The sequence below is a fragment of the Campylobacter sp. RM12647 genome (assembly GCF_020138135.1).
Lineage (GTDB): Bacteria > Campylobacterota > Campylobacteria > Campylobacterales > Campylobacteraceae > Campylobacter_E.
Genome location: NZ_JACGAS010000003.1, coordinates 40,754 through 62,540 on the forward strand (window position 1 = coordinate 40,754; position 21,787 = coordinate 62,540).

Consider the following 21,787-nt stretch of genomic DNA (forward strand, 5'->3'; position numbering starts at 1 on the left):
CTACATAAATTACATAATAATGCAAATTGAAATTCTATGTTTGATTATTTTTTATAATCAAACATAATTTAAGTTATATTTAATTTATACAAATTATCTTCCAAGAGATAGAGCATTTGGAATTAAAGGTGAAATGGATAAATGTACAAAGTATGCTGTTGTATGTACTATAAATGCACTTATAGCTGGAGATGAGAGCGAATTTTAATTTATATAGAAAGCGTGTTTTAACTAAAAATGCAAATATAAATCTAAGCAATATGTTTATTTAAGCTTTAGCCCCTTTTTTAGCACTGATTCCTATTTTAAATTCTTTAAATTTTATTTAATTTATAACAAGTAAAAACCCTAAATTAAAAGTATTAAAACATATAATCAAAGTAATAGCTAATTTAAAAATCACAATTGCTAATTAACAAATTAGTTTCAATTTAAAAACAATTTAAGAAATAATTTTATATAATGATTATGAAAATTCTTTTCATTATAAATTAAAAAAAGGTATTTAATGTTAAACTTAATGCAAATTGGTGGTTTATTTATGTGGCCTATTTTTGTTCTTTTAGTGCTTAGTTTTGCTGTGATATTAGAAAAAATAACAAATATATATTTATGTCAATTTTCTTTTAATAATAATTTTAAAATCAAAATAAAAAAAGCAATATATGATAAAAATTTAATTGAATTAAAAAATATATGTTCAAATAAAAATTCTATATCAAATAGCATACAAAAAGCTATAAATATATACGAAAAAAATAATTTAAATGAATTTGAATTAGAAAATATTCACTTTAATGAAATAAAAAAACTTGAGAAGAATGGTTTTATCTTAGGCATAAGCATAAGTATATGTCCTCAACTTGGTCTTTTAGGAACCGTTACCGGTATGATTTCTTCATTTGCAGCTCTTAGTAAAGAAGCAAATGAAGAATTAGTAGCGGCTGGAATTAGTGAAGCTTTATATACAACTGCATTCGGATTAATTGTAGCTATTTTTGCTCTTGTATTTCATATCATTTTCAATAAAAGAATTGATTATTTAAATAACGAAATCTACCTTAATTTAAATTATTTTAATAAGGCTTTTAATGAGAAGAATAAATAGAAAAAAACCTGAATTTATAGAAATTTCTATGTTAAATTTGATAGATGTTATTTTTATATTACTTATATTTTTTATGCTAAGCACTACATTTTCTAAATATTGGCATTATGAAATAAGTCTACCAAAAACAAATAATAGCGAAAACATAACTAAAGAAAATAATATAAAAGAAGTGATTTTAAATAAAGATTTAAACTTATACATAAAAAACAATAAAGATTTAATTTTTATAGATGATATAAACAAATATATAAAATCTTCAGATATTGTCTTATTAAGTGCCGATAAAGAAATAAGCTACGACAACTTAATTAAAACAATATCTATTATTAAAAATTCAAACATTAATAAAATCAAATTAAATATAGAAAGGTAAAAAAATGAAAAAAACTATTTTAGCATTTTCATTAATTGGTGCATTATATGCTGATACTTTGCTTGATACTCAAGTAATTAGCGATAGTGGATTTAGCGATAGCTTAGCTGATGTTAGCTCAAACTTATTTGTCATAAATAAAGAAGAGTTAAATAAAAAGAATTATCACGATTTAGGAGAAATTTTATCTTATCTTCCTAGTGTTTCTTTAAATCCTGTAGGTATAGGCAGTGCAATTGATATTAGAGGTCAAGGAAGTAGAGCTAATGCAAGGGTAAAAATCTTGTTTGATGGAGTTAGTCAAAACGCATTAGATACATCACATCTTGGAATTCCTTTTAATACAATAAGCGTAAATGATATTGAGCAAATTGAGGTTATTTCTGGAGGAGGAAGTGTAGTTTATGGAAATGGCACTAGTGGTGGTGTTGTCAATGTAATTACAAAATCAAGCTTAAAAAAAGATTATGCAAATCTTACTCTTGGGTTTGGTTCTTTTTCTCATAAAAGTATAGGAGCAAGTGCTGGTGCAAATATAAATGATAAAATATATTCTCATTTTGGAATTAATTATATAGATGAAAAAGGATATCAAAGAGCAGTTTTAAATAAACTTTTAAATACTGATATTGGGTTTAAATTTAAACTAACAGACTATCAAAATTTAGATATCAATGCAAATTATATGCATAATGAATATAGAAATAGTCAAGCTTTAACCGAGCAAGAAATTGAACAAGATAGAAGATATGAAGGAATAATTTGTACTCAATATGAAATTTCAAGATTTGGCTTTATTTGCAAAAATCAAATTCTAGCAAGTCAAGATTCAACGAAAACTAGCAGTAGAAAGAACTATAATCTAAAATATAGCAATGAAATTAATGAAAATATTTTAACAGAATTTATGGCTTATTTGCAAGATAATAACTATGAAGATAAACAATTTTTTGATAGAAAAATAGGGGCTAATGCTAAAGCAAAACTAAACTATGATTTTTCAAATACAATATTAGGATATGAATATTTATATGCAAAAGGCAAAAGAGCTTCTACAACAACAAATATAGTTAAAAAAGATACTCATTCTATTTATGCAATAGAACAATTAGATTTTAATCCGTTTGGAATTGATATTGGTGCAAGACTTGAAAATTCTAAATACAATATAAATAGAAGTGATGGAATAGCTACAATAAACGATTCAAAAAACACAAACAACTATGGTGCAAATATTGTTTTATCTCATAAATTTATGGATACAAATAGTGTGTATTTTAAATTTGAACGCGGGTTTAATTCCCCATCTCCTTACGAATTAACCGACAAGGCTGATGGAAAAAACTATTCTATTAATAATTTAAAATCAGAAGATTATTTAAATTATGAATTAGGATTAAAAGGTTTAGTATTTGACCAATATGCAAGTATAAGTTTATTTTATACCCTAACAAACAATGAAATAAATGTAAATATGAGCCATTATCCTGTTGTTAAATGGACTTATGAAAATATTGCTAAAACAAAAAGATATGGAGTTGAAATAAGCTTAAATCAAAGCTTGCTTGATGATAGATTAAACCTGTTTGAAACCTTTTCATATATTGATGCTAAAGTAGTTAAAGACAATTTAAACAAATACAAAGAAGGACAAAAAATACCAAATGTATCACCTTACAAAATCAGCCTAGGAGCAAATTATAAAATAACTGACAAGTTAAGCGTAAATGCTGATTATAGGTTTTATTCTAAAACAAATTGGGATTATTTAAACAATAATACACAATTAGAAAAGAAAGCTTATTCTTTAGTTGATGTTGGATTAAATTATGACTTTACCAAAAATATAAGTTTAAGTTTAGAAGCAAAAAATATCTTTAATACAAAATACAATCTAAACTGCAGTGGCCAAACTTGCCAAGTTGCACCTACAAGCACTTATTATATGCAAGTAAAAGCGAGATTTTAAACAATGAAAAAATCATTATTTCTAGCTTTAATTAGTATTGTATGTATGTTATTATCGCTTGGAATTAGTTCACCTCAATCTAATTTCGGCTTTCAAGCATTATATAGACTAATAAGCTTAAATAATGATTTAAATGATTTAGATATTTTGTATCAAATATTTATAGAATTAAAAGCACCTAGAATATTATTAGCATTTATAGTTGGTGCTTTATTATCTAGTAGTGGAGCAGTTATTCAAGGATGTTTTTTAAATCCACTTGCTGATCCTTATATAATAGGAATAGCATCGGCTGCTACATTTGGTAGTTTAATTGCATTTATGTTTAATTTAAGTGAGATTTATTTTGGACTTTTTGCATTTTTATCTTGCATACTTTTTACATTTTTTATATTTTCTATTTATAAAAAAAATCAAAATATGGCAACTTTATTAATTTTAGGAATAGCCACTTCAACACTATTAGCATCTATAACATCTTTTTTTATATATTTAATAGGAGAAGATAGTTTTAAAATAAGTGCTTGGCTAATGGGATACTTAGGTAATGCAAATTGGAATATAGTAATAATTGTATATATTGCAAGCATAATATGTATTTTGTATTTTTATATTAAAAGATATGAACTTGATTTGTTATTATGTGGAGATGAAGAAGCTAATTCTTTAGGGCTTAATGCAAGTAAAAGCAAAAAACTATTTTTAATAATTTCATGTATTGCAGTTGCTTTTTCTGTAGCTTTTTGTGGGCTTATAGCATTTATTGGTTTAATTATCCCTCACACATTAAGAATGTATTTTAAAACTTCATCTAATAAAATAATAATTCCATATTCAATATTTATAGGGGGAATTTTTTTATTATTTTGTGATAACTTAGCATTTAATATATTATATCCCATAGAAATTCCTGTAGGCATTATTACTTCATTTTTTGGAGTTCCTTTATTTATATATTTAGCTTTAAGGAAAAACTATGCTTGAAATTAAAAATTTTTCATTCTCATATCAAGACAAAATAATTTTTAGTAATTTAAATATAAATTTTAATTCATCAAATTTTATAGGTTTAATGGGTAAAAATGGTTGTGGTAAAAGCACTTTAATTAAATGTATAATTAATTTGCTTTCGTATAAAGGCGAAATTAGTTTTAAAAATAAAAATCTAAAACTATTAAATCATAAAGATTTAAGTAATTTAATCTCTTATGTTCCACAAAAATCAAATCAATTTATGCCCATTAGCGTGAGTGATTTTATAATGATGGGCTTATTTAGTAAAAACAATTCATTTTATATACAAAATGATTACAAAAAACTTGATGAAATAATGGAATTTTTAAATATACAAAACTATAAAAATAATCTTACTAATAATTTAAGTGGTGGAGAATTTGCAAAAGTAATGTTAGCAAGAGCTTTAATAAAAAAACCAAAAATTTTATTATTAGATGAAATTTGTGCTCCACTTGATATTAATTACTCTATATTTTTAATGCAATTATTAAAAGACTTAGCAAAGGATGGTTTGCTTATATTAATGGTAATACATGATTTATTCACAAGTATTAGATTTTGTGATGAGATAGCTTTTGTTAAAGATAAAAATATTTTATTTTACGACAAAACAAGAATAGTTTTTAATAAAGAAAACATTAAAAATATTTTTGAATTTGATTGTGATATTTATGAAAATAAAAATAATTTAAATGTTATATTTTAGGAGAAAAAATGAAAAAAATTTTATTAAGTTTATTAATTTTAGTTAATTTAAATGCAAATAAATTAGTTGTCTTAGAACCTAGTGCTGTAGAAATATTATATGAGCTAGATAGTTTTAATAATATTTTAGCTATAGCTAACACCACCACTTCTACCATTTATCCAGAAGATAAAACAAAACAATTACTAAGTGTAGGAACATATACAAGACCAAATATTGAAAAAATAATAGAATTAAAACCTGATATTGTAATAACAAGTCAACATTCGTTAGGATTAGAAAAATTAAAAGAATTTAATATAAAAATTTTAGATTTTAAAGCTAATTCTTTCGAAGAGCTAAAAAACAATATTGCTAAATTAGGAGAAATTACAAACAAAAAAGATAAAGCACAAGAAATCATCAAAGAATTTGAATTAGGAATTAAAGAATTTCACAATCTTGCAAAAGATAAAACAGCTATATTTATTTTCTCATCAAACCCTATAATGTTATTTTGTGATAACAATTTAGCAAATGATGTTATTAAAGCTTTTGGTATGAAAAATATATGTGATTTAAAAGAACAAACGCCAATAGTAAATAAAGAATACATAATAAGCAAAAATCCTGATTATATTTTTTATTTTAATGACGGAGATTTAAAAATTATAAGCAATTTTTTAAAACATACTAAAGCATTCAAAAACAATAATCTAATAAAAACAAATTCTTCATCAATGCTTAGGGCAAGTCCGAGAATTATTATAAATATGAAAGAATTGTCAAAGGAATTATAATGAGATTTTTTATAATTTCTTTGATAATAAACATTGTCGCACTAACGATACCACTTAGCACTGAAGAAATTATAATTGATAATAAAAAAATTAATATTGAAATAATTGAAACAAAAAAAGAAGATTTTGTAAATAATCAAAAAATCCTTCAAGAAGAGATTTTCAACCAACACAATAATTTATCAGAGCAAGTTATACAAAAAGAAATAAATATAAAAAATACAAATTTAAAAGCAAATAAAAAAGTAAAAATTAAAAAAGAAGCAAAACAAGATACTAAAAGCACAAGCAATACAGCAAATGAAAACAAAGAAGAAACTAAAGAAAATCTTATTACTAACAATCAGATTAATATGGTTAAAGAATATCCTAAAAATACAAATTCACAATTTTGCAAAAGCAATATAATTTTTAATGAACTTGATAATTCTTATCCTAAAAAAGCAAAAATGTTAAAACTTGAAAGGATAAGTAAAGTTAGCGTTAGATTTAGCATTTCAAACAGCGGAATAAATATTTTAAGCATTACTGGAAATGACTTCTTTGCAAATCATACAAAAAAACTAATTTTAGATATGAAATACAAAATACTAGATAAGCAAGCTTTAGGCTGTGTATTTTTAAAAAATATAGAATATAGGATGAATTAATGGTTGTTTTATATCTTAGCAAAAATAATAGCAGTAAAAAAATAGCCTTAGAAATCGCTAAACTTTTAAATATTGATTGCTTTAATTTAGAGCATTATAAAGACATTGATAAGCATAAGTATATTTTCTTAGTATTTTGGTTAGAAAAAGGCAATATCACAAGCAATATGCCAAAAATACAAAATAAGATTTTAGGCATAATTTTTACTTGTGGAGCAGATAAAAACAGCGAGTATATAAAAAATAAAAAAGAAATGTTTTTTAATATTTTTAATGAAAATAATCAAGTGCTAGGCATACAAGCAGTAAATGGAGCTATTAGTGATGAATATATAAATAATGCAAAAAAATTAGCTAAAGAAAACCCTAATTATATTATTACAAAAGAAAAGGAGAAATTATGGAAAAATAGCAAAAAACATCCCGATGAAAACGATTTAAAAATAACAAAAAACTTTACAATTTATATTAAGGAAAAAATCATGAAATTACAACAAGCAAAAGAACATATGAATAAAGACCATAAAGATTCTTTATTTAGACTAGTAAAGCATCATACAAATAAAGATGCTCAAAATGTGGAGTTAATAGATATAACTTATAGCGGAATGGATATTTTGTATGATGGAGAAATTTTACATCTAGATTATAAAACTAAGGCTAGTGAAGATACACTTCATTATAGTGTAATAGAACTAGTTAGCGAAACAAAAACAAATTCTAATAATTTAGATGAAGAAATAAAAAATTTTAAACATTCTTTTAAAAGTGTAAATATTGCTAGTGTTAGCAAAGATAATCAAGTTATTTGCTCTTATGCTCCAATAATTTTTAAAAATGATGAAATGTTTATTTTCATAAGCGAAGTTGCTGAACATTTTTCAAGTATTAAAAACAACCCTAACAATATAGAAATAATGTTTTTAGAAGATGAGAGTAAAGCTAAAACAATATTTGCAAGAAAAAGGCTCAAATATCAAGTAAATGCAAAAATAGTTGATGATAGAAGAGAAGAATTATTTGAAGTTTTAAAAGAAAAATATGGAAATGAGGTAAATATTTTTAGCAAAATGCTAGATTTTCATTTTATACAATTAAGTATAAAATCAGGTAGATTTGTAAAAGGCTTTGGTGCTGCTTTTGATATAGATTCTAATAATAAAGCTGCTGAAGTTAGATTAAATATGCCGCATAAATTACATAATAATGCAAATTGAAATTCTATGTTTGATTATTTTTTATAATCAAACATAATTTAAGTTATATTTAATTTATATAAATTATCATCACGACTTGCTTAGGCAAAATTATTTTTTTAAGGAGATGTCATGGCTAGACACATTACGGGGGGGGGGTATTTAAGCTCTCATTAGTTGCGAGTGCATTAATTCTTAGCACTAGCTTAAATGCAAAAAGCGTTAATTCAAACGAAGTTGGAAAAGAAGAAAATCTTTATCTAATTAATTCAAGCAATGCTACTAAAGATATAACTACAGAAAAAGACAAATATCAACAGATTGGTTTTGATAACAAAGGAATTGATCCAACACCAGAGCAAAGAATTACTTTAAGTGGTAATATTACAAATGATGGAGTAAGCCTTATAAGAGATTTTAAAGGTGATGTACTTGAAAATACTTCGGGGATAATTAATGGAACCATTACCAATAATGTTTCTACTCAAAGTGTGCCAAAAGCTTTAAGAGATTATTATTACAATAATCCTGAAAGTATTCAAGGACAAAAAGAAGAAATCTTAGAATTTGCTAAAGACCTTGAGAGAGTTCAAGCAGTTACCGGTAAAAATATTAATATGGTTATAGATACAGCTAAGATTACTTCAGATATTGTAAATAATGGTGGTCTTTATGTAACAGATAGTGGATTAAAATCAGTTACTAATAATGGAGTGCTTTTTGTAGATTGGTCAGGTATTATTAATGAAGGTGGCGTAGCTATTAGTGGTAATGGAGATGTGATTTTAGAAGATGCAGAAATAAAAGGCACATTAAATGCTAAAGACCTTTATGTTATGGGAAAACCAAAAAAAGAAAGCGCTCCTTATGTAGCTAGAAAAACTAGCCAACCTCAAAACGATCATGTTACAAGTGTTAATGATGTAAATACCACAAACTTAGCTAAATTTGAAACTTCTATTGTAAAAGGTAAAGTTACAGCAAATACTAAAGCAAGTGCAAATAATTCATTCTATGGCTTTAACACAACTTTTCAAGGTGCTATTGATAATCAAAACGGCAAAGCTAGATTTATCCTTTCGGACATTAAAAAGGGAGTTAAGAGTAAAGGCGATATAGAAATTTATGGAACAAAAATAAATGGTAATGTAGAAACTGATGGAAAATTCATAAGTGGAGCTCATCAAAAAGAATTAGCAAACAAGTATTTCTCAACTCTTTTAAATAGCGAAAAAATAGCAAGTGCTGAAGATATGAAGAGACTTGATGAGATAATGAATAATGAAGAAAAGTTCTTACCACTTATTAAAGCAGCAACTTCAAATTCTCATGATATTGATAGCACTACATTTTATAAAGACGCTTTAAAATATGTAGATAGTGAAGAGATGGAAACTGGCGATTTGATAGCTAATGGTGGTATTGATGCAACTGGTTTTGAAACGAAAGGAACTGGAGTTGTTAGGGTTGCTAAGGGTGATATTAATAGCATTGTTGATACTTTTGCAAATACAGGTGGTGTTTATATTACAGAAGGTAATTTAAATGCTAATAACTCAAGTTTTACAAGTGATGTAAATATCGCTAAGGGCGATTTAAAAGCTTTAGGAAATTTATTAGAAGAAAAAAGAGATGAAAGTGGCGAAAGAGTAAAAGATAAAAACGGCAATCAAGAGTATAATCCTGCATTTTCTTATATTGACAATGATGATGCAATTAATACAATGTCAAGATTTGCAAATATCAATGTAAATGATGGAAATATAAGCTTAACAAATACTTATGCAGATAATATCATAGCAAACGATAAAGCTACAAGCTCTAAAACAATTACTCTTAAAAATGCAGTTATAAATAAGCTTACACACGGAACAAATCTAAAAGACGCAGAGTTTAATGTAAATGCTAATAAAGCTTTATTTAGAGAAAGCGTTACAAACTACGGCTCAATCAATGCTGTTAGTTCATCATTTGATAAAGATGTTAAGGCTAGAAATCTAAGCTTAAGTGGTATCGTTGAAGATGTAGAAAGACTAGATAAAAAAGCAGGAAAGTATCACGGAGAGATTAGCTATGACGCTAATATCGCAGCTTCAAATAATCTAAGCTTAACAGGTATAGAGAGTGCTTATAAATTAGATAAGAGTGCTAATACAACTCTTTTACAAGCAAAAGATATAAATATCAATAGTTCAGCTATCAAAGCTCAAGTTATAGGTAATGCTGATATTAGCAATGATTTAACTACTGGTGTATTGGCAAGTCAAGTTAGTGCTGCGAATTTTTATAAAGACCCTATCTCAAAAGGTTCAAGCATTAATTTAAATAACGCTATTGTATTTGGCGATATGAAAGCTGATAAATTAAATGTGAATAATTCTAAGATTACAGGTAGAATTTTAGCAAATGATTTAAATGCAAGTAATAATACATTTATTATGGGTGGCACAAACAATACATTCTTAGGCACAATGATTGCAAGAAATAGCACAAGTGGTAAGGCAAATGAAATAGGATTACTTGGTTTAAGTGTAAATAATGGCAAAGCTGATGCAAGTAATCTAGCAAATCTTCCACTAGCTTTATTAAAGATTGGAAATGGAAATGCAACAGCAGAAGACTTCGTTACAAAAATCGGAGTTTATGATGGGCTAAGTGTATATTCATTAGATAAGAAAAATATCTTAAGCGGGACATTAAAGCAAGGAGATGAGGATTATATTTATTATTCAGTTGTAGCAAATCCTATTAATGCGGCTGCAAGTAGGGCTGATGCTAGTAAGACAAGTGATAATTTTAGTGCTGATAGCAAAAGTGGTGCTGATAAGAGTATCTTAGATAATGCAAACTCAAGTGTAGGTGCAATTGCTCAAAAAGCAAATGAAGTTGCAAAAGGAACTGCAAGTGATGAGGTGATGGCAAATGCTAATAAAGTTGCAAATGATACAAGCAAGATTGTAGCAAGTGAAACTAGCCTTGATAAAACAATTGAAGAAGCGCAAACAGATATTAAAAACGCAGCAATTGAAGAAGCTATTAAAGTAGGGTCTAACATTAATGGTAATGAGATTGAACTTACTTTAAAAGGTGCTAATACTAAGGCTTTAACAGATGCAAAAAATATGCTAAATCAGACTTATTATTCTTATGTTAGTGAATGGAATAATCTAAACAAAAGAATGGGCGAACTAAGAAATAATGATGGCAAAAATGCTGGAATTTGGATTAGAAGTTTTGGTGGCGAAGGCAAGATTGATAGTGCTAAAATAAAATACTATGAAGTGCAATTTGGTGCAGATAAGCAAACTAGCACAAATTACGGAGAATTATATTCAGGTGTAATGGCAAATATAGGTCAAAGCACAAGTAATTCAAGTAATTCTAAGGTGAAAAATCACGGCATTGGTGCTTATGTTAGCTTAGTTGGTAATGATGGCTTATTTATTGACGCTACAGCTAGATACACCAATCATAAATCAACATTTAAAGATAATGTTTGGTTAGGCGATTTAAAAGATAGTGGAAGTGGATTTTTAGGTAGCGTTGAGGCTGGATATAGAATGGGAAGTGATTTTTATCTTGAGCCTAGTGCTGAATTAATCCTTGGCTATGTTCCTATGGCTAATTTAAAGGGTAATGATAAAGTTACTTTAAAAAGCGAAGGTAAATTTATGGGAGCAGCAAAAGTTGCTTTAAGTGCTGGTGCAAATATTAATGATACTTTTGGTTTAAGAGCTAGTGTTGGTGGGGCGTTTGATTTAAATAACACTCCTACTATAACTTTAAGCGATGGCACAACTACAAGAGTTGAAAAAGGCTTTAAAGATAGTCGTGGATTTGCAAGTGTAGGAGCTAATTTTAACTTAGGTAAAAATACTAAGTTTAGTTTAGATGCTGAAAAATCATTTAGTGGAAAATATAATACAAACTACAATATAAACGGAACTTTAAGATATTCGTTTTAAAAAATAGCCCTAGAAATAGGGCTTATTTTGATAATTTATTTTCTATATATTCATCTACACTTTTTTTGAATTTTATTGGTTCACCAATAAAAGGAACAGGTGCAGAAGAACCAGCACCATTTATAAATATTGTGCCAAAATTAAAAATCCTACCAAGAATTCCTTGACCAACTCTGATACTTTCTATTTTTTCTAATCTTAGCTCTATTGTATCTCTTCTAATAAAGCCAAATTTAGCTATAACTTTTCTATTTGTTAAAGCAAGTTCTGTTGTTGTAATGATAACGAACATACGAAGTAAAAGAAAGATGATAAATATAGCAATAAAAGGATGAATAGCAATACTTAAAATTGCTAAAACTAAAATAGCAAATAAATCACCTATAAAAGCAAAAACACTAACTTTGGCTTTTAAAACAACACTTTCATCTGCACCTAAAACTTGTTCTACATAAGACATAAAAACTCCTTTTAAAAAATTAAAAAAAGTATTATACCCCCCCCCATTTTTAATTCTAGCTTAAATGATAAATATATTTTGTGTTTAAATTTATAAAGAATTTGAATTAATAATTTTAATATTTTTAAAAGTTTTATAATAATTTGAATTTGGGTTTTTATAAGTATATTTTATTGTTGCTTTTAGTAATGTATTTTAAAATATTTGTAGTTATTATTGAGTTAGAAAATATTCATACAAAAATTAATTTGACCTATTAAAAAACTTGGGAAAATTGATTTATCTTAAGCGAAATTAAATGGCGCGGCGGACGGGGCTCGAACCCGCGACCTCCGGCGTGACAGGCCGATATTCTAACCAGCTGAACTACCGCCGCAACCGAATTTAATGAATGGTGGTCGCTATAAGACTCGAACTTATGACATCCACCTTGTAAGGGTGGCGCTCTACCAACTGAGCTAAGCGACCATGGCGACCCTTGAAAGATTTGAACTCTCGTTTCCAAACGGAGAGAATGGCGTCCTGAGCCACTAGACGAAAGGGTCTCAAACCTGGATCAAAAAAAAATGGTGTCCTGTGCTGGATTCGAACCAGCGGCCCCCTCATTAAAAGTGAGATGCTCTACCTGCTGAGCTAACAAGACTTAAAATAAAAATAAGTTTGGATTATACATTTTAAAACTTAAATTAAAATTAATATTTTAATTATAGTTAAAAAACTATAACTGATTAAATTAATAGGTATAGTTTAAACTGTTAATATCAGCATATACTTCCAATGCATTAGTGTGATTTTGTTTAAATAAATAAGTCTTTTCAAATTATTGTTTAAGTTGACTTTAGTTTAAAATTATTATATTTTTTACGATTTTTACTTATATTTTGCATTGCTTATAATTTTCAATTAAAAATTAGTAAAAATCGTTTAAATTTTTATATTATTTTTTATAAGTTTAAAAAATAATAAAATCATCATCAAGACTTGTAAATAGCTAAAATAAAAGGCAATAAAAATAACTTTTGCATTAATAATCCCTCATTTTTAAGTCTTTTTTATTAAATGGCTCAAGCACTGTAGATGGGGCAAAATATCCATCAAATGTTTGTTCTGTAGCGTCTTCGTCATCTATATAAAACACTCCACTTAAAGTTTCTTTTACAACCCAGCTTACGCTATCATCTTTATTTTCTTTAATTACACAACCACTAATATCATTATTATCACTCTTATCATAACTAATTTTCCAATCATATTTACCTTTTGCCTCATATGGCACCGCTAAATATTCAGCTAGTGAATCTTTATAAAAACCTAAAGCTCCAACACCTTCATTAGGAAGTATAACTCCATCAGATTCACTTGTTCCGCCTATTAAAAAAACTCCATCTTTTAAATATTTAGTACTTTTATTATCAGGATTAGTTTCTATCTCGCATCCCTTATCTATTAAAATACAAAAAGTACCAGCAATATTATTCCTATTTTCACCTAAATGTGGATATAAATTAAAAATTTCATTACTATATTCACCAGTCTCATTTTTTTCTATGGCTTTTTCAGTATCATAACAATAAGTAACATCAAGCTTTACTAATTTTCCTCTATTTTTCTCAATAGCCTTTCTTAGATTATCAACATCAGCTTGAGATTTAATAAAAATATTAATCTCCTCCATAGTTTTTTTCTCAAGGTTAAAAACACTAGGAAAAAACACAGCAATAATACCTAAAGCGGTGGTAATAAATCCACCTATTGAACCTAAAATAACTTTTTTTTCAAATTTCATGAGAAATCCTTTCGTAATAAAATAACATTACGAATTATGCCCCCCCCCAAGGCTAACAAACAGTAAATAAGTAAAATATTGATATAAATAAAATTTATAAGTCTTTAAAATTTATGCCATCAAAATAAGCTAAAGCACTACCCCAAGTAAATCCGCCGCCAAATGCGTCTAAAAGCATTAATTTGCCATTTGTTAAACGACCTTGTTCGTAAGCTTCATTGATAGCTATTGGAATTGACGCAGCTGAAGTATTACCAAATTTATCAACACATACAACACATTGCTCATCGCTTAAGCCAAGTTTTTCTTGAACATAAGAGATAATTCTAAGATTTGCTTGATGCGGTATAAATAAATCTATATCACTTGTTTTAAGTTTGTTTTTATCTAATAAATACGACACATCATCTGATAATGTTTTAACAGCTACCTTAAATACTTCATTGCCTTTCATTTCAAGTTTAATAGGCTCTAATTGTTTTGTTTGATTTGAACGCTTAGTGCATAATAAATCTTTAAATTCTCCATCGCTTCCTGTATGAATATCTATAATTCCTTTACCTTCACTTGCACTTACAACGCAAGCTCCAGCACCATCTCCAAATAAAACACAAGTAGTTCTATCTGTATAATCAAGAATTGAAGATATTTTTTCAGCTCCTATTATTAATACATTTTTTTTAGCACCACTTTCAACCATAGAACGAGCAAGCTCAAGCATATAAATAAATCCAGAACAAGCAGCACTTATATCAAATGCACTTACACCTTTTAATCCAAGTTTATTTGCTACAACTACCGCAGTTGATGGCATAGTAAAATAATCAGGACTTAATGTAGCTACTATTATTAAATCTATTTCATTAGTTTGAATTTTAGCTCTTTGTATAGCTTTGATAGCTGCTTTATATGCTAAATCGCTAGTGTTTTCAGTTTCACTAGCAATATATCTTTGCTTAATTCCTGTTCTTTTTAATATCCATTCATCACTTGTATCTAAAAAACTTTCAAAATCTTTATTTGTTAGTGTTTTTTCTGGTAAATACGAAGCAATACTTTTAATGCAAGCTTTTAATTTCATCTTCAATCACTTTATTTACATTTGAATTAGCAAATTTTAAAGCTTGAAAAATTGCATTTTTTATAGCTTCTTCATTGCTTTTTCCGTGGCTAATGATAGCACATCCATCAATTCCTAATAATGGAGCTCCACCATATTGGTCGTAGTCTAAATGCTGTTTTAAAGCATTAAATGCACCTTTGCTAAGCATATAACCAAGTTTTGACAATGATGATTTTTTAATCTCATTTTTTAACAACTTAGCAAAAATGCCTACAGCACCTTCTGCAGTTTTTAATAATATATTTCCAGTAAATCCATCGCAAACTACCACATCACATTCTCCAGCAAATATATGTCCGCCTTCAACATTGCCCATAAAATTGCTTAAATGTTCTCTTAATAATTTATGTGTGTCTTTTGTAAGTTTGTTTCCTTTGCAATCTTCTTCTCCGTTTGAAAGTAGTGCAATTTTAGGATTTTTTATATTCATCACTTCTTTTGCATAAGCTTCGCCCATTATTGCAAATTGTAATAAATTTTCTTCTTCGCAATCAACATTAGCACCTACATCTAATACTAAAACTCTGCCGTTAAAAGTAGGCATCAAAGTTGCGATAGCAGGTCTTAAAACACCTTTTACTCTACCTATTCTAAGGGTTGCAAGGCTCATTGTAGCACCACTATGCCCAGCCGAAACAACTGCATTTGCTTCGTGGTTTCTTACTAATTCAACTGCTTTATAAATACTGCTGTCTTTGCGTTTTAAAACATCTGTAGAATTTTCATCCATATCAAAAACATCGGTAGTATGAACAAATTCAACTCTATTTGATAATTCTGATGGAATTTGACTTTTTATTTTTTCTTCATCTCCAACTAGAATAACGCTAAAATTATCTTTTTCTTTTAACGCTTTTATAACTCCACTAATTATTGGGGGGAAAGAAAAATCTCCACCCATAGCATCAACAGCAACTTTTATCATAGGTATTAATATTCGCCAGTTGTTGGATTAATTCTATGAGGTAATTTCCAACTACCATCTTTATCTTTAATCGGTCTTACTAGCTCAATTTTGTAATGAGTGCGTCTTTTTGCTGCTCTTGTTTTACTAACTCTTCTCTTTGGAACTGCCATGTTATTCTCCTTATTTACATTTTTGACAATAAAAATAATCGCTTAAATATAAAGCTAATTCGCTTTTTAATACTTCAATTAAGTCTATTTCACTATCATAAAATTCCATAGTGTCGCTTAATTCGTTTTCTTCATCTTTAAATACACCATCGCTCAAATCTAAATTAATTTTTTCATTAATTTCAATCTCAATTTCAGCAGCACAACTATCACAATAATGAATTACATTGCCTACTAAAATTGCGTCTAGCGTAACTATTTTATTATCTTTTCTCTTTAAAAAGCCTTCTAATATTAAATTATCAAAATCTAACTTAAAAGGGTATTTTACCGAATTAATTTTACTAAAAGCAATTTTCATTTTAATTTATTTCAAGTTTATTAAAGAAAAACTCTATTTCTATTTTAGCATTTTCTAAACTATCACTACCATGCACTGCGTTTGCGTCAATACTTTCAGCAAAATCAGCTCTTATTGTTCCCTTAGCTGCTTCTTTTGGATTAGTTGCTCCCATTAATTCACGATTTTTAGCAACTGCATTTTCGCCTTCTAAAACAGATACTACAACAGGACCACTAGTCATAAATTCAACTAAATCTTTATAAAATGGTCTTTCTTTATGAACTGCGTAAAATTCTCCTGCTTGTTCTTTTGTTAAATAAAGCTTTTTAATAGCTGCAATTCTTAAGCCATTTGCTTCAAAACGACTTAAAATTTGACCTATAACACCTTTCTTAACAGCGTCAGGTTTAATGATTGATAAAGTTCTTTGCATTAAATCTCCTTAAAATAAAAGCTCATATTATACAAAAATAAATTAATTTAAGCTTTAAAAATTAAGTTCTTTTAATAAAGTTTTTGCATCAACTAATCCTATTATTTGTTTTAGCACTTCGCCTTTATCGTTTAAAACAAGTAAAACTGGTGGTCCAAAAACCTTATAAGTCTCTGCCATTTCTTGCTCAAATTGGTTTGGGTTAGTTAAATCTATTTTGATTAAATTGTAATTTTTCAACTCATTTATAACTTCTTTATCTTTAAAAGTAGTATTTTGCATAACTTTGCAGTTCTCACACCAACTAGCAGTAAAATATACAATATTTTTTGAACTTAGATTTAATTTTTCTTTTGCTTGTGTGAATTCTAAATTCTGTTGAGAAATATTATTACTTGGATTAAAATTTTTGTTTAATAATATAAAACTATAAGCTAATATTAAAACTAAAATAATTTTAAAAAATAAAAAGAATTTATTTTTAGTATTTTCAAATAAGCCAAAAAATACTACAAAACTAATACCAAGTAAGGCATATAAAATATTTGTAATATTCTCATTTATTATTCTTTCTAAGAAAAATATTGCTATTCCTAATAAAATAAATCCAAAAAAATTATTAACATATTGCATCCAAGAACCAGTTATAAATTTAAAACCAAAACCAATTGCTATTAGTGGAATTCCCATACCTATACTCATAAAAAATAATGAAAAAGCTCCAAGTAATACATCATTGCTATTTGCTACATAAATTAAAATTCCAGCAAGTGGTGCAGCTACACAAGGTCCTACTATTAAAGCACTTAAGACCCCCATTAAAAATACTCCGATAATTCCACTATATTTTGAGCTTTTTTTATTTACGCTATTTACAATAAAGTTAGGCATTTTTAGTTCAAATAAGCCAAACATTGATAATGATAAAATTACAAAAATTAAAGAAAATAGAATGATTACAATTGGATTTTGAAAAAATACTTGAACTCCACTTCCTACTAAAGCTGCTATTATTCCTGCTATTGTATAGCTAATAGCCATTCCTAATACATAAATAATGCTTGAAATTATTGGATTTTTACCACTACTTTTTGCCAAAATACTAGATATTATAGGTATCATTGGTAGGGTGCAAGGTGTTAAAGATAATAGTATTCCTGATACAAAAAAAGTTAAAATATTTATTAAAAATGAAGAATTTAAAAGCTTGCTTTCATATTCGTTTTGTGTAGATTGTTTTTCTTTTTTTAGTTTTAAAGCTTCTTTGTTATCGTATTCTAAAACCAATTTATCATTTTGATAATTAAAAGACGCTACAAGTGGTTGATAACATAATCCTTCAGTAGAACAACCTAAATAAAAAATTTTAATATTGTCATTATTTTTTAATGTAAAATTTGGGAAATCAAATTCTAAAGTATTGTAAAAGACTTCAACATTATCCTTTAATACCGCATTGCTTAAGTTAAATTTATTTGTGATATTTTCGTTGTTTAATAAGACTTTTATTTCGTTTTTATATAAATAAATATCAGGATTTAGATTAAGTTTTATAAAATTTGCTTGAGAGTTATTTTCAAGTTGGAATTTAAATGCTTCATTTGGTGGTAGTGGATTTGCAATTGCTAATACGCAAAATATTAAAATATTTATAATAAATTTCATTGTTTTTTCCTTGTTTTTTTATATTGTATAAGAGTAAAACATATGATTGTAAAAATAATAAATAATGTGCTAAAAATAATTAGTATTTTTTCTTTATCGTTATAACTTGCCTTTATTTTTTTAAAGTTTTTAATTTTATCTAAATCAATAGTGCAACCATAATATACATTTAAATTTTTATCTTTTTTGATATAAGTTATTATATGTCTTATTGAGTAATTAGTCCAAAAAATATTAGCTTTTGTATATCCTTCATCTTTTATTTTTGCTAGCAGTTCTTTTATATAAAATTTATTATTTGTGTCTTTTTCTAAAAAAATATTTTGATGCTCATAGTCCTTAGAATAATGAGCTATATAAAATCCTAATTCATTAAAAGCATAGGCTTTTTCTTGATAATTATCAAAATTAATCGTATTAATTTCTTTTTTGATTAGATTAATTTTTTCTTTATAATTTAAAGAATTTGGAAGATTTTTTGCATAATTATCTATTTTATCTACTATTGCTTTTGCTTGTTTTGCGATGATATTTTTAGTGCCTTCATTGTCTTTTAGTTGATAGTTTTTATCAAGTGTAATATAAACATCTATGCTATTTAATATTACGCTAATACAGGCTAATAATGAAAATAATATAATAGTTTTTTTACCCATCAATACTTACCCTATTTAAAATTGCACTACTTAAAGAGTGAATATCAATATCTTGAATTTTAATACCATTTGGAACGCCTTGAGCGATTTTGCTTACTTTTACATTGTAGTGTTTAAAATAATCTTCTAAATAAAAGCACACCGTATCCGTGCTAACGCTTGGTGTGTAGGCTAAAACCAGTTCTATTGTATTGTATTTGCAAATCATTTTTTCTAATTTTTTTAAATAGTATTCATTGGTTTTTGAAAGTATAAAATATCTACCTTCATATACTTTACATTCATCTATAAAAAATACATCTTTTGGGCTTTCCACTAAGCAAATTGTATTATCTAATTCATCATTTATGCAATAATCACAAAGTTCATTTTCACTTAAGCAACCACAAATAGAACATTCTTTTATATTTTTTTTAGCATTCTCTAAAGAATTCATTAGTTCTTCTAATAAATTTTTATTTTCATAACACAAATAATAAGCCATTTTTAAAGAAGTTTTTTTGCCAATTCCTTGAATTTTTCCTATGCTTTTGCATAAATTATCAAAATGTATCACAATATAATCCTAAAGTTATGATAGCCATCATCGTAAAAATATTTAAGCTCAAATCCTTGAGTATCACAAATATATTTTATTAAATAAAGTCCTAATCCAAATCCACTTTGCTCTGCATTACCCCTTGCAAATGGTTTAAAATACTCTTCTGTATTAAAGTCTTTTTCTTCTCCTATGTTTTTTACATTAATATAGTCTTTTTGAAATTCAATTATACACTTATGGTTGCTTGAGTATTTAATAGCATTATCTAATAGATTTTTAATTAATATTATAAATAAAGCTCCATCTACTATTATTGTTCTATCTTCGTTCATTTTTACATCAATAATTTGTAAATTATCTAAATATAAAGCACTGATTGATTGCTCTAATAAATATGAATACGAATATTCTTTTAAGACTACTTCATGGTTTTTAGATAATATTTCTTCTACTTGCTTAAATTCATTTACTAAAGCATTCATACCTTTAAATACACTTATTAAGATTTTTTTATTTTTTTCGCTTTCTGGCATAGTTGCCGCAAACATTCCTTTAGCAATAGGTGTTTTTAACTCGTGCATAATTGCTCTTAAAAAAAATCTTCTTGCCAATACTAATTCATTATTTTTTTTAGTAGCTTTATTAAATTCTTTAGTTAATAATCCTATTTCATCATTTTTATAATAAGAAAAATTGCTATTTTTTCCGTTTGATAAATCCCTAATATGTCTTGTAAGACCCTTTAATGGTTGAATTAAATTATAACAATATATTAAAGAAGCAAAAAACATCATAATAATTAATGATATTAATAATTTAATTAAACCATCATTTATATTATTATTGTGGGTGTTTTCATAAACTTTTAATGAATTATTTTTTTGATTTATGAGTTTTAAATAATATTTGTCTTTATAAACAATTCCTTGAATTAGTCCAAAATTAGTTTTATGGTCTATTGGCTTATCATTGCTTGTGCAAAGCTCACGCATAAAACGCTTATCTGTAATTTCTTGAAAATCAATATCTTGTAAGTATTTATCAATTTCTACACCAGCACCACTAGCATACAATTTATTAATAGCTAATATTGCAAAATAAAGCCTACTTATACTTTCAGCTCTTAAAGCCTTATTGGAGTATTGAGTTATTTGTATAATAGCTGTAATAGTAAGTATAATGCTAATAGCAAAAACTGCTATTAGCTTACTAAGAATAGAGTGTAACAGCATTAGCCAAGAAGCTTATAACCAATACCACGAACAGAGAATATATGTTTAGGGTCTTTTGAACTATCGCCTATCTTACTTCTTAATCTTCCTATAATTACATCTAAGCTTTTGCTATCTTTTTCTCTTAATGACCTACAGCTATTAGCTAGCTCATCTCTTGATACTGAATAGCTATGTCTTTTCACTAGATAACTTAATATATCATATTCAGCCGGTGTTAAGCTTAGTGGTTTTTTATCATAGTAAATTTCATGTTTTTCATGCTCAACTTTGAATAATGTGCTTACTTCTTCTTCAGGTGGTAGTAAGCTTTTTTTGTATCTTCTAACAAGTGATGATACCCTTGCTTGCAATTCAGTTGGCTCATAAGGTTTTGGTAAATAATCATCAGCCCCTAATCCAAGTCCTAAAACCTTATCACTTGTATCCCCTCTAGCACTTGAAATGATAATAGGAATATCATACTTCTTGCGAATTTCCTTGCATACTTCTAATCCATCCATTCCAGGTAGAGTTAAGTCTAAAATTAGACAATCATAATTACTAAAGTTAGCAGTTAAACCTTCAGCAGGAGTGCTGTAATTTGTAACTTTTATGTTAAACCTTGCTAAAAACTCTGTAATCAACTCAGCGAATTCCACTTCGTCTTCAATCATAATTACATTAATCATTTTTTCACCTTTATTTATTAAAGTCTTTCCATTC

General features: G+C 26.9%; 21 protein-coding genes and 4 tRNA genes. 9 read left to right on the forward strand and 16 right to left on the reverse strand.

The window, feature by feature from the left end; all coding sequences use genetic code 11:
- Positions 1-508: 508 nt before the first annotated feature.
- The 9 genes from AVBRAN12647_RS01890 (at position 509) to AVBRAN12647_RS01930 (ending at position 11,766) form a co-directional block, all read left to right on the forward strand.
- Positions 509-1,108: a MotA/TolQ/ExbB proton channel family protein gene (locus AVBRAN12647_RS01890; RefSeq protein WP_214116978.1), complete on the forward strand. Its 600-nt coding sequence runs from the start codon at positions 509-511 to the stop codon at positions 1,106-1,108.
- A complete protein-coding gene (locus AVBRAN12647_RS01895; RefSeq protein WP_214120616.1) occupies positions 1,092-1,484 on the forward strand; it encodes an ExbD/TolR family protein in 393 nt (130 codons plus the stop codon). Before AVBRAN12647_RS01890 ends, AVBRAN12647_RS01895 begins: the two co-directional genes overlap by 17 nt.
- Before the next feature lie 4 nt (positions 1,485-1,488).
- Complete coding sequence (locus tag AVBRAN12647_RS01900; protein ID WP_336614607.1) at positions 1,489-3,453, forward strand: TonB-dependent receptor; 1,965 nt, start codon at positions 1,489-1,491, stop codon at positions 3,451-3,453.
- A gap of 3 nt (positions 3,454-3,456) precedes the next feature.
- On the forward strand, positions 3,457-4,437 hold the full coding sequence (locus tag AVBRAN12647_RS01905; protein WP_214150175.1) for a FecCD family ABC transporter permease: 981 nt from the start codon (positions 3,457-3,459) through the stop codon (positions 4,435-4,437).
- The gene (locus AVBRAN12647_RS01910) at positions 4,430-5,176 is read left to right on the forward strand and encodes an ABC transporter ATP-binding protein (protein ID WP_214120259.1); all 747 of its coding nucleotides are present in this window, start codon (positions 4,430-4,432) and stop codon (positions 5,174-5,176) included. The genes AVBRAN12647_RS01905 and AVBRAN12647_RS01910 overlap by 8 nt, the downstream gene beginning before the upstream one ends.
- Before the next feature lie 8 nt (positions 5,177-5,184).
- A complete protein-coding gene (locus AVBRAN12647_RS01915) occupies positions 5,185-5,955 on the forward strand; it encodes an ABC transporter substrate-binding protein (protein ID WP_336614608.1) in 771 nt (256 codons plus the stop codon).
- Positions 5,955-6,605 (forward strand): hypothetical protein, encoded by a 651-nt coding sequence (locus AVBRAN12647_RS01920; RefSeq protein ID WP_336614609.1) that lies wholly within the window; start codon positions 5,955-5,957, stop codon positions 6,603-6,605. Before AVBRAN12647_RS01915 ends, AVBRAN12647_RS01920 begins: the two co-directional genes overlap by 1 nt.
- A complete protein-coding gene (locus AVBRAN12647_RS01925) occupies positions 6,605-7,822 on the forward strand; it encodes a flavodoxin family protein (RefSeq protein WP_336614610.1) in 1,218 nt (405 codons plus the stop codon). Before AVBRAN12647_RS01920 ends, AVBRAN12647_RS01925 begins: the two co-directional genes overlap by 1 nt.
- Positions 7,823-8,292: 470 nt before the next feature.
- Positions 8,293-11,766 (forward strand): autotransporter outer membrane beta-barrel domain-containing protein, encoded by a 3,474-nt coding sequence (locus AVBRAN12647_RS01930; protein ID WP_336614611.1) that lies wholly within the window; start codon positions 8,293-8,295, stop codon positions 11,764-11,766.
- A gap of 22 nt (positions 11,767-11,788) precedes the next feature.
- Here the strand turns inward: AVBRAN12647_RS01930 and AVBRAN12647_RS01935 are convergent, their stop codons facing one another.
- The 16 genes from AVBRAN12647_RS01935 to AVBRAN12647_RS02010 form a co-directional block, all read right to left on the reverse strand.
- Positions 11,789-12,226, reverse strand: coding sequence for a PH domain-containing protein (locus AVBRAN12647_RS01935; protein ID WP_336614612.1), 438 nt, complete (start codon positions 12,224-12,226; stop codon positions 11,789-11,791).
- A gap of 299 nt (positions 12,227-12,525) precedes the next feature.
- Positions 12,526-12,602 (reverse strand) — tRNA-Asp (locus tag AVBRAN12647_RS01940).
- A 16-nt stretch (positions 12,603-12,618) separates the two neighbouring features.
- Positions 12,619-12,694: transfer RNA gene (locus tag AVBRAN12647_RS01945), tRNA-Val, on the reverse strand.
- 1 nt (position 12,695) lies between these two features.
- Positions 12,696-12,771 (reverse strand) — tRNA-Glu (locus AVBRAN12647_RS01950).
- 22 nt (positions 12,772-12,793) lie between these two features.
- A tRNA-Lys gene (locus tag AVBRAN12647_RS01955) sits at positions 12,794-12,869 on the reverse strand.
- Positions 12,870-13,250: 381 nt separating this feature from the next.
- Entirely contained in the window at positions 13,251-14,012 is a 762-nt protein-coding gene (locus AVBRAN12647_RS01960; RefSeq protein ID WP_336614613.1) for a hypothetical protein, read from the reverse strand.
- A 94-nt stretch (positions 14,013-14,106) separates the two neighbouring features.
- Positions 14,107-15,093: a beta-ketoacyl-ACP synthase III gene (locus AVBRAN12647_RS01965; RefSeq protein WP_336614614.1), complete on the reverse strand. Its 987-nt coding sequence runs from the start codon at positions 15,091-15,093 to the stop codon at positions 14,107-14,109.
- Complete coding sequence (gene plsX, locus AVBRAN12647_RS01970; protein WP_214150181.1) at positions 15,071-16,060, reverse strand: phosphate acyltransferase PlsX; 990 nt, start codon at positions 16,058-16,060, stop codon at positions 15,071-15,073. The genes AVBRAN12647_RS01965 and plsX overlap by 23 nt, the downstream gene beginning before the upstream one ends.
- 5 nt (positions 16,061-16,065) lie before the next feature.
- Positions 16,066-16,212, reverse strand: coding sequence for a 50S ribosomal protein L32 (gene rpmF / locus AVBRAN12647_RS01975; RefSeq protein WP_214116941.1), 147 nt, complete (start codon positions 16,210-16,212; stop codon positions 16,066-16,068).
- Between the two features lie 10 nt (positions 16,213-16,222).
- Positions 16,223-16,573: a hypothetical protein gene (locus AVBRAN12647_RS01980; RefSeq protein ID WP_336614615.1), complete on the reverse strand. Its 351-nt coding sequence runs from the start codon at positions 16,571-16,573 to the stop codon at positions 16,223-16,225.
- Between the two features lies 1 nt (position 16,574).
- Positions 16,575-16,988, reverse strand: coding sequence for a nucleoside-diphosphate kinase (gene ndk / locus AVBRAN12647_RS01985; RefSeq protein WP_214116937.1), 414 nt, complete (start codon positions 16,986-16,988; stop codon positions 16,575-16,577).
- Between the two features lie 54 nt (positions 16,989-17,042).
- Positions 17,043-18,653: a protein-disulfide reductase DsbD gene (dsbD, locus tag AVBRAN12647_RS01990; protein WP_336614616.1), complete on the reverse strand. Its 1,611-nt coding sequence runs from the start codon at positions 18,651-18,653 to the stop codon at positions 17,043-17,045.
- Positions 18,650-19,312 (reverse strand): hypothetical protein, encoded by a 663-nt coding sequence (locus AVBRAN12647_RS01995; protein WP_214116933.1) that lies wholly within the window; start codon positions 19,310-19,312, stop codon positions 18,650-18,652. The genes dsbD and AVBRAN12647_RS01995 overlap by 4 nt, the downstream gene beginning before the upstream one ends.
- Entirely contained in the window at positions 19,302-19,865 is a 564-nt protein-coding gene (locus tag AVBRAN12647_RS02000; RefSeq protein ID WP_214120267.1) for a recombination protein RecR, read from the reverse strand. Before AVBRAN12647_RS02000 ends, AVBRAN12647_RS01995 begins: the two co-directional genes overlap by 11 nt.
- Complete coding sequence (locus tag AVBRAN12647_RS02005) at positions 19,862-21,082, reverse strand: ArsS family sensor histidine kinase (RefSeq protein WP_214116929.1); 1,221 nt, start codon at positions 21,080-21,082, stop codon at positions 19,862-19,864. The genes AVBRAN12647_RS02000 and AVBRAN12647_RS02005 overlap by 4 nt, the downstream gene beginning before the upstream one ends.
- Complete coding sequence (locus AVBRAN12647_RS02010) at positions 21,082-21,753, reverse strand: response regulator transcription factor (RefSeq protein WP_214116928.1); 672 nt, start codon at positions 21,751-21,753, stop codon at positions 21,082-21,084. The genes AVBRAN12647_RS02005 and AVBRAN12647_RS02010 overlap by 1 nt, the downstream gene beginning before the upstream one ends.
- Positions 21,754-21,787: the final 34 nt, after the last annotated feature.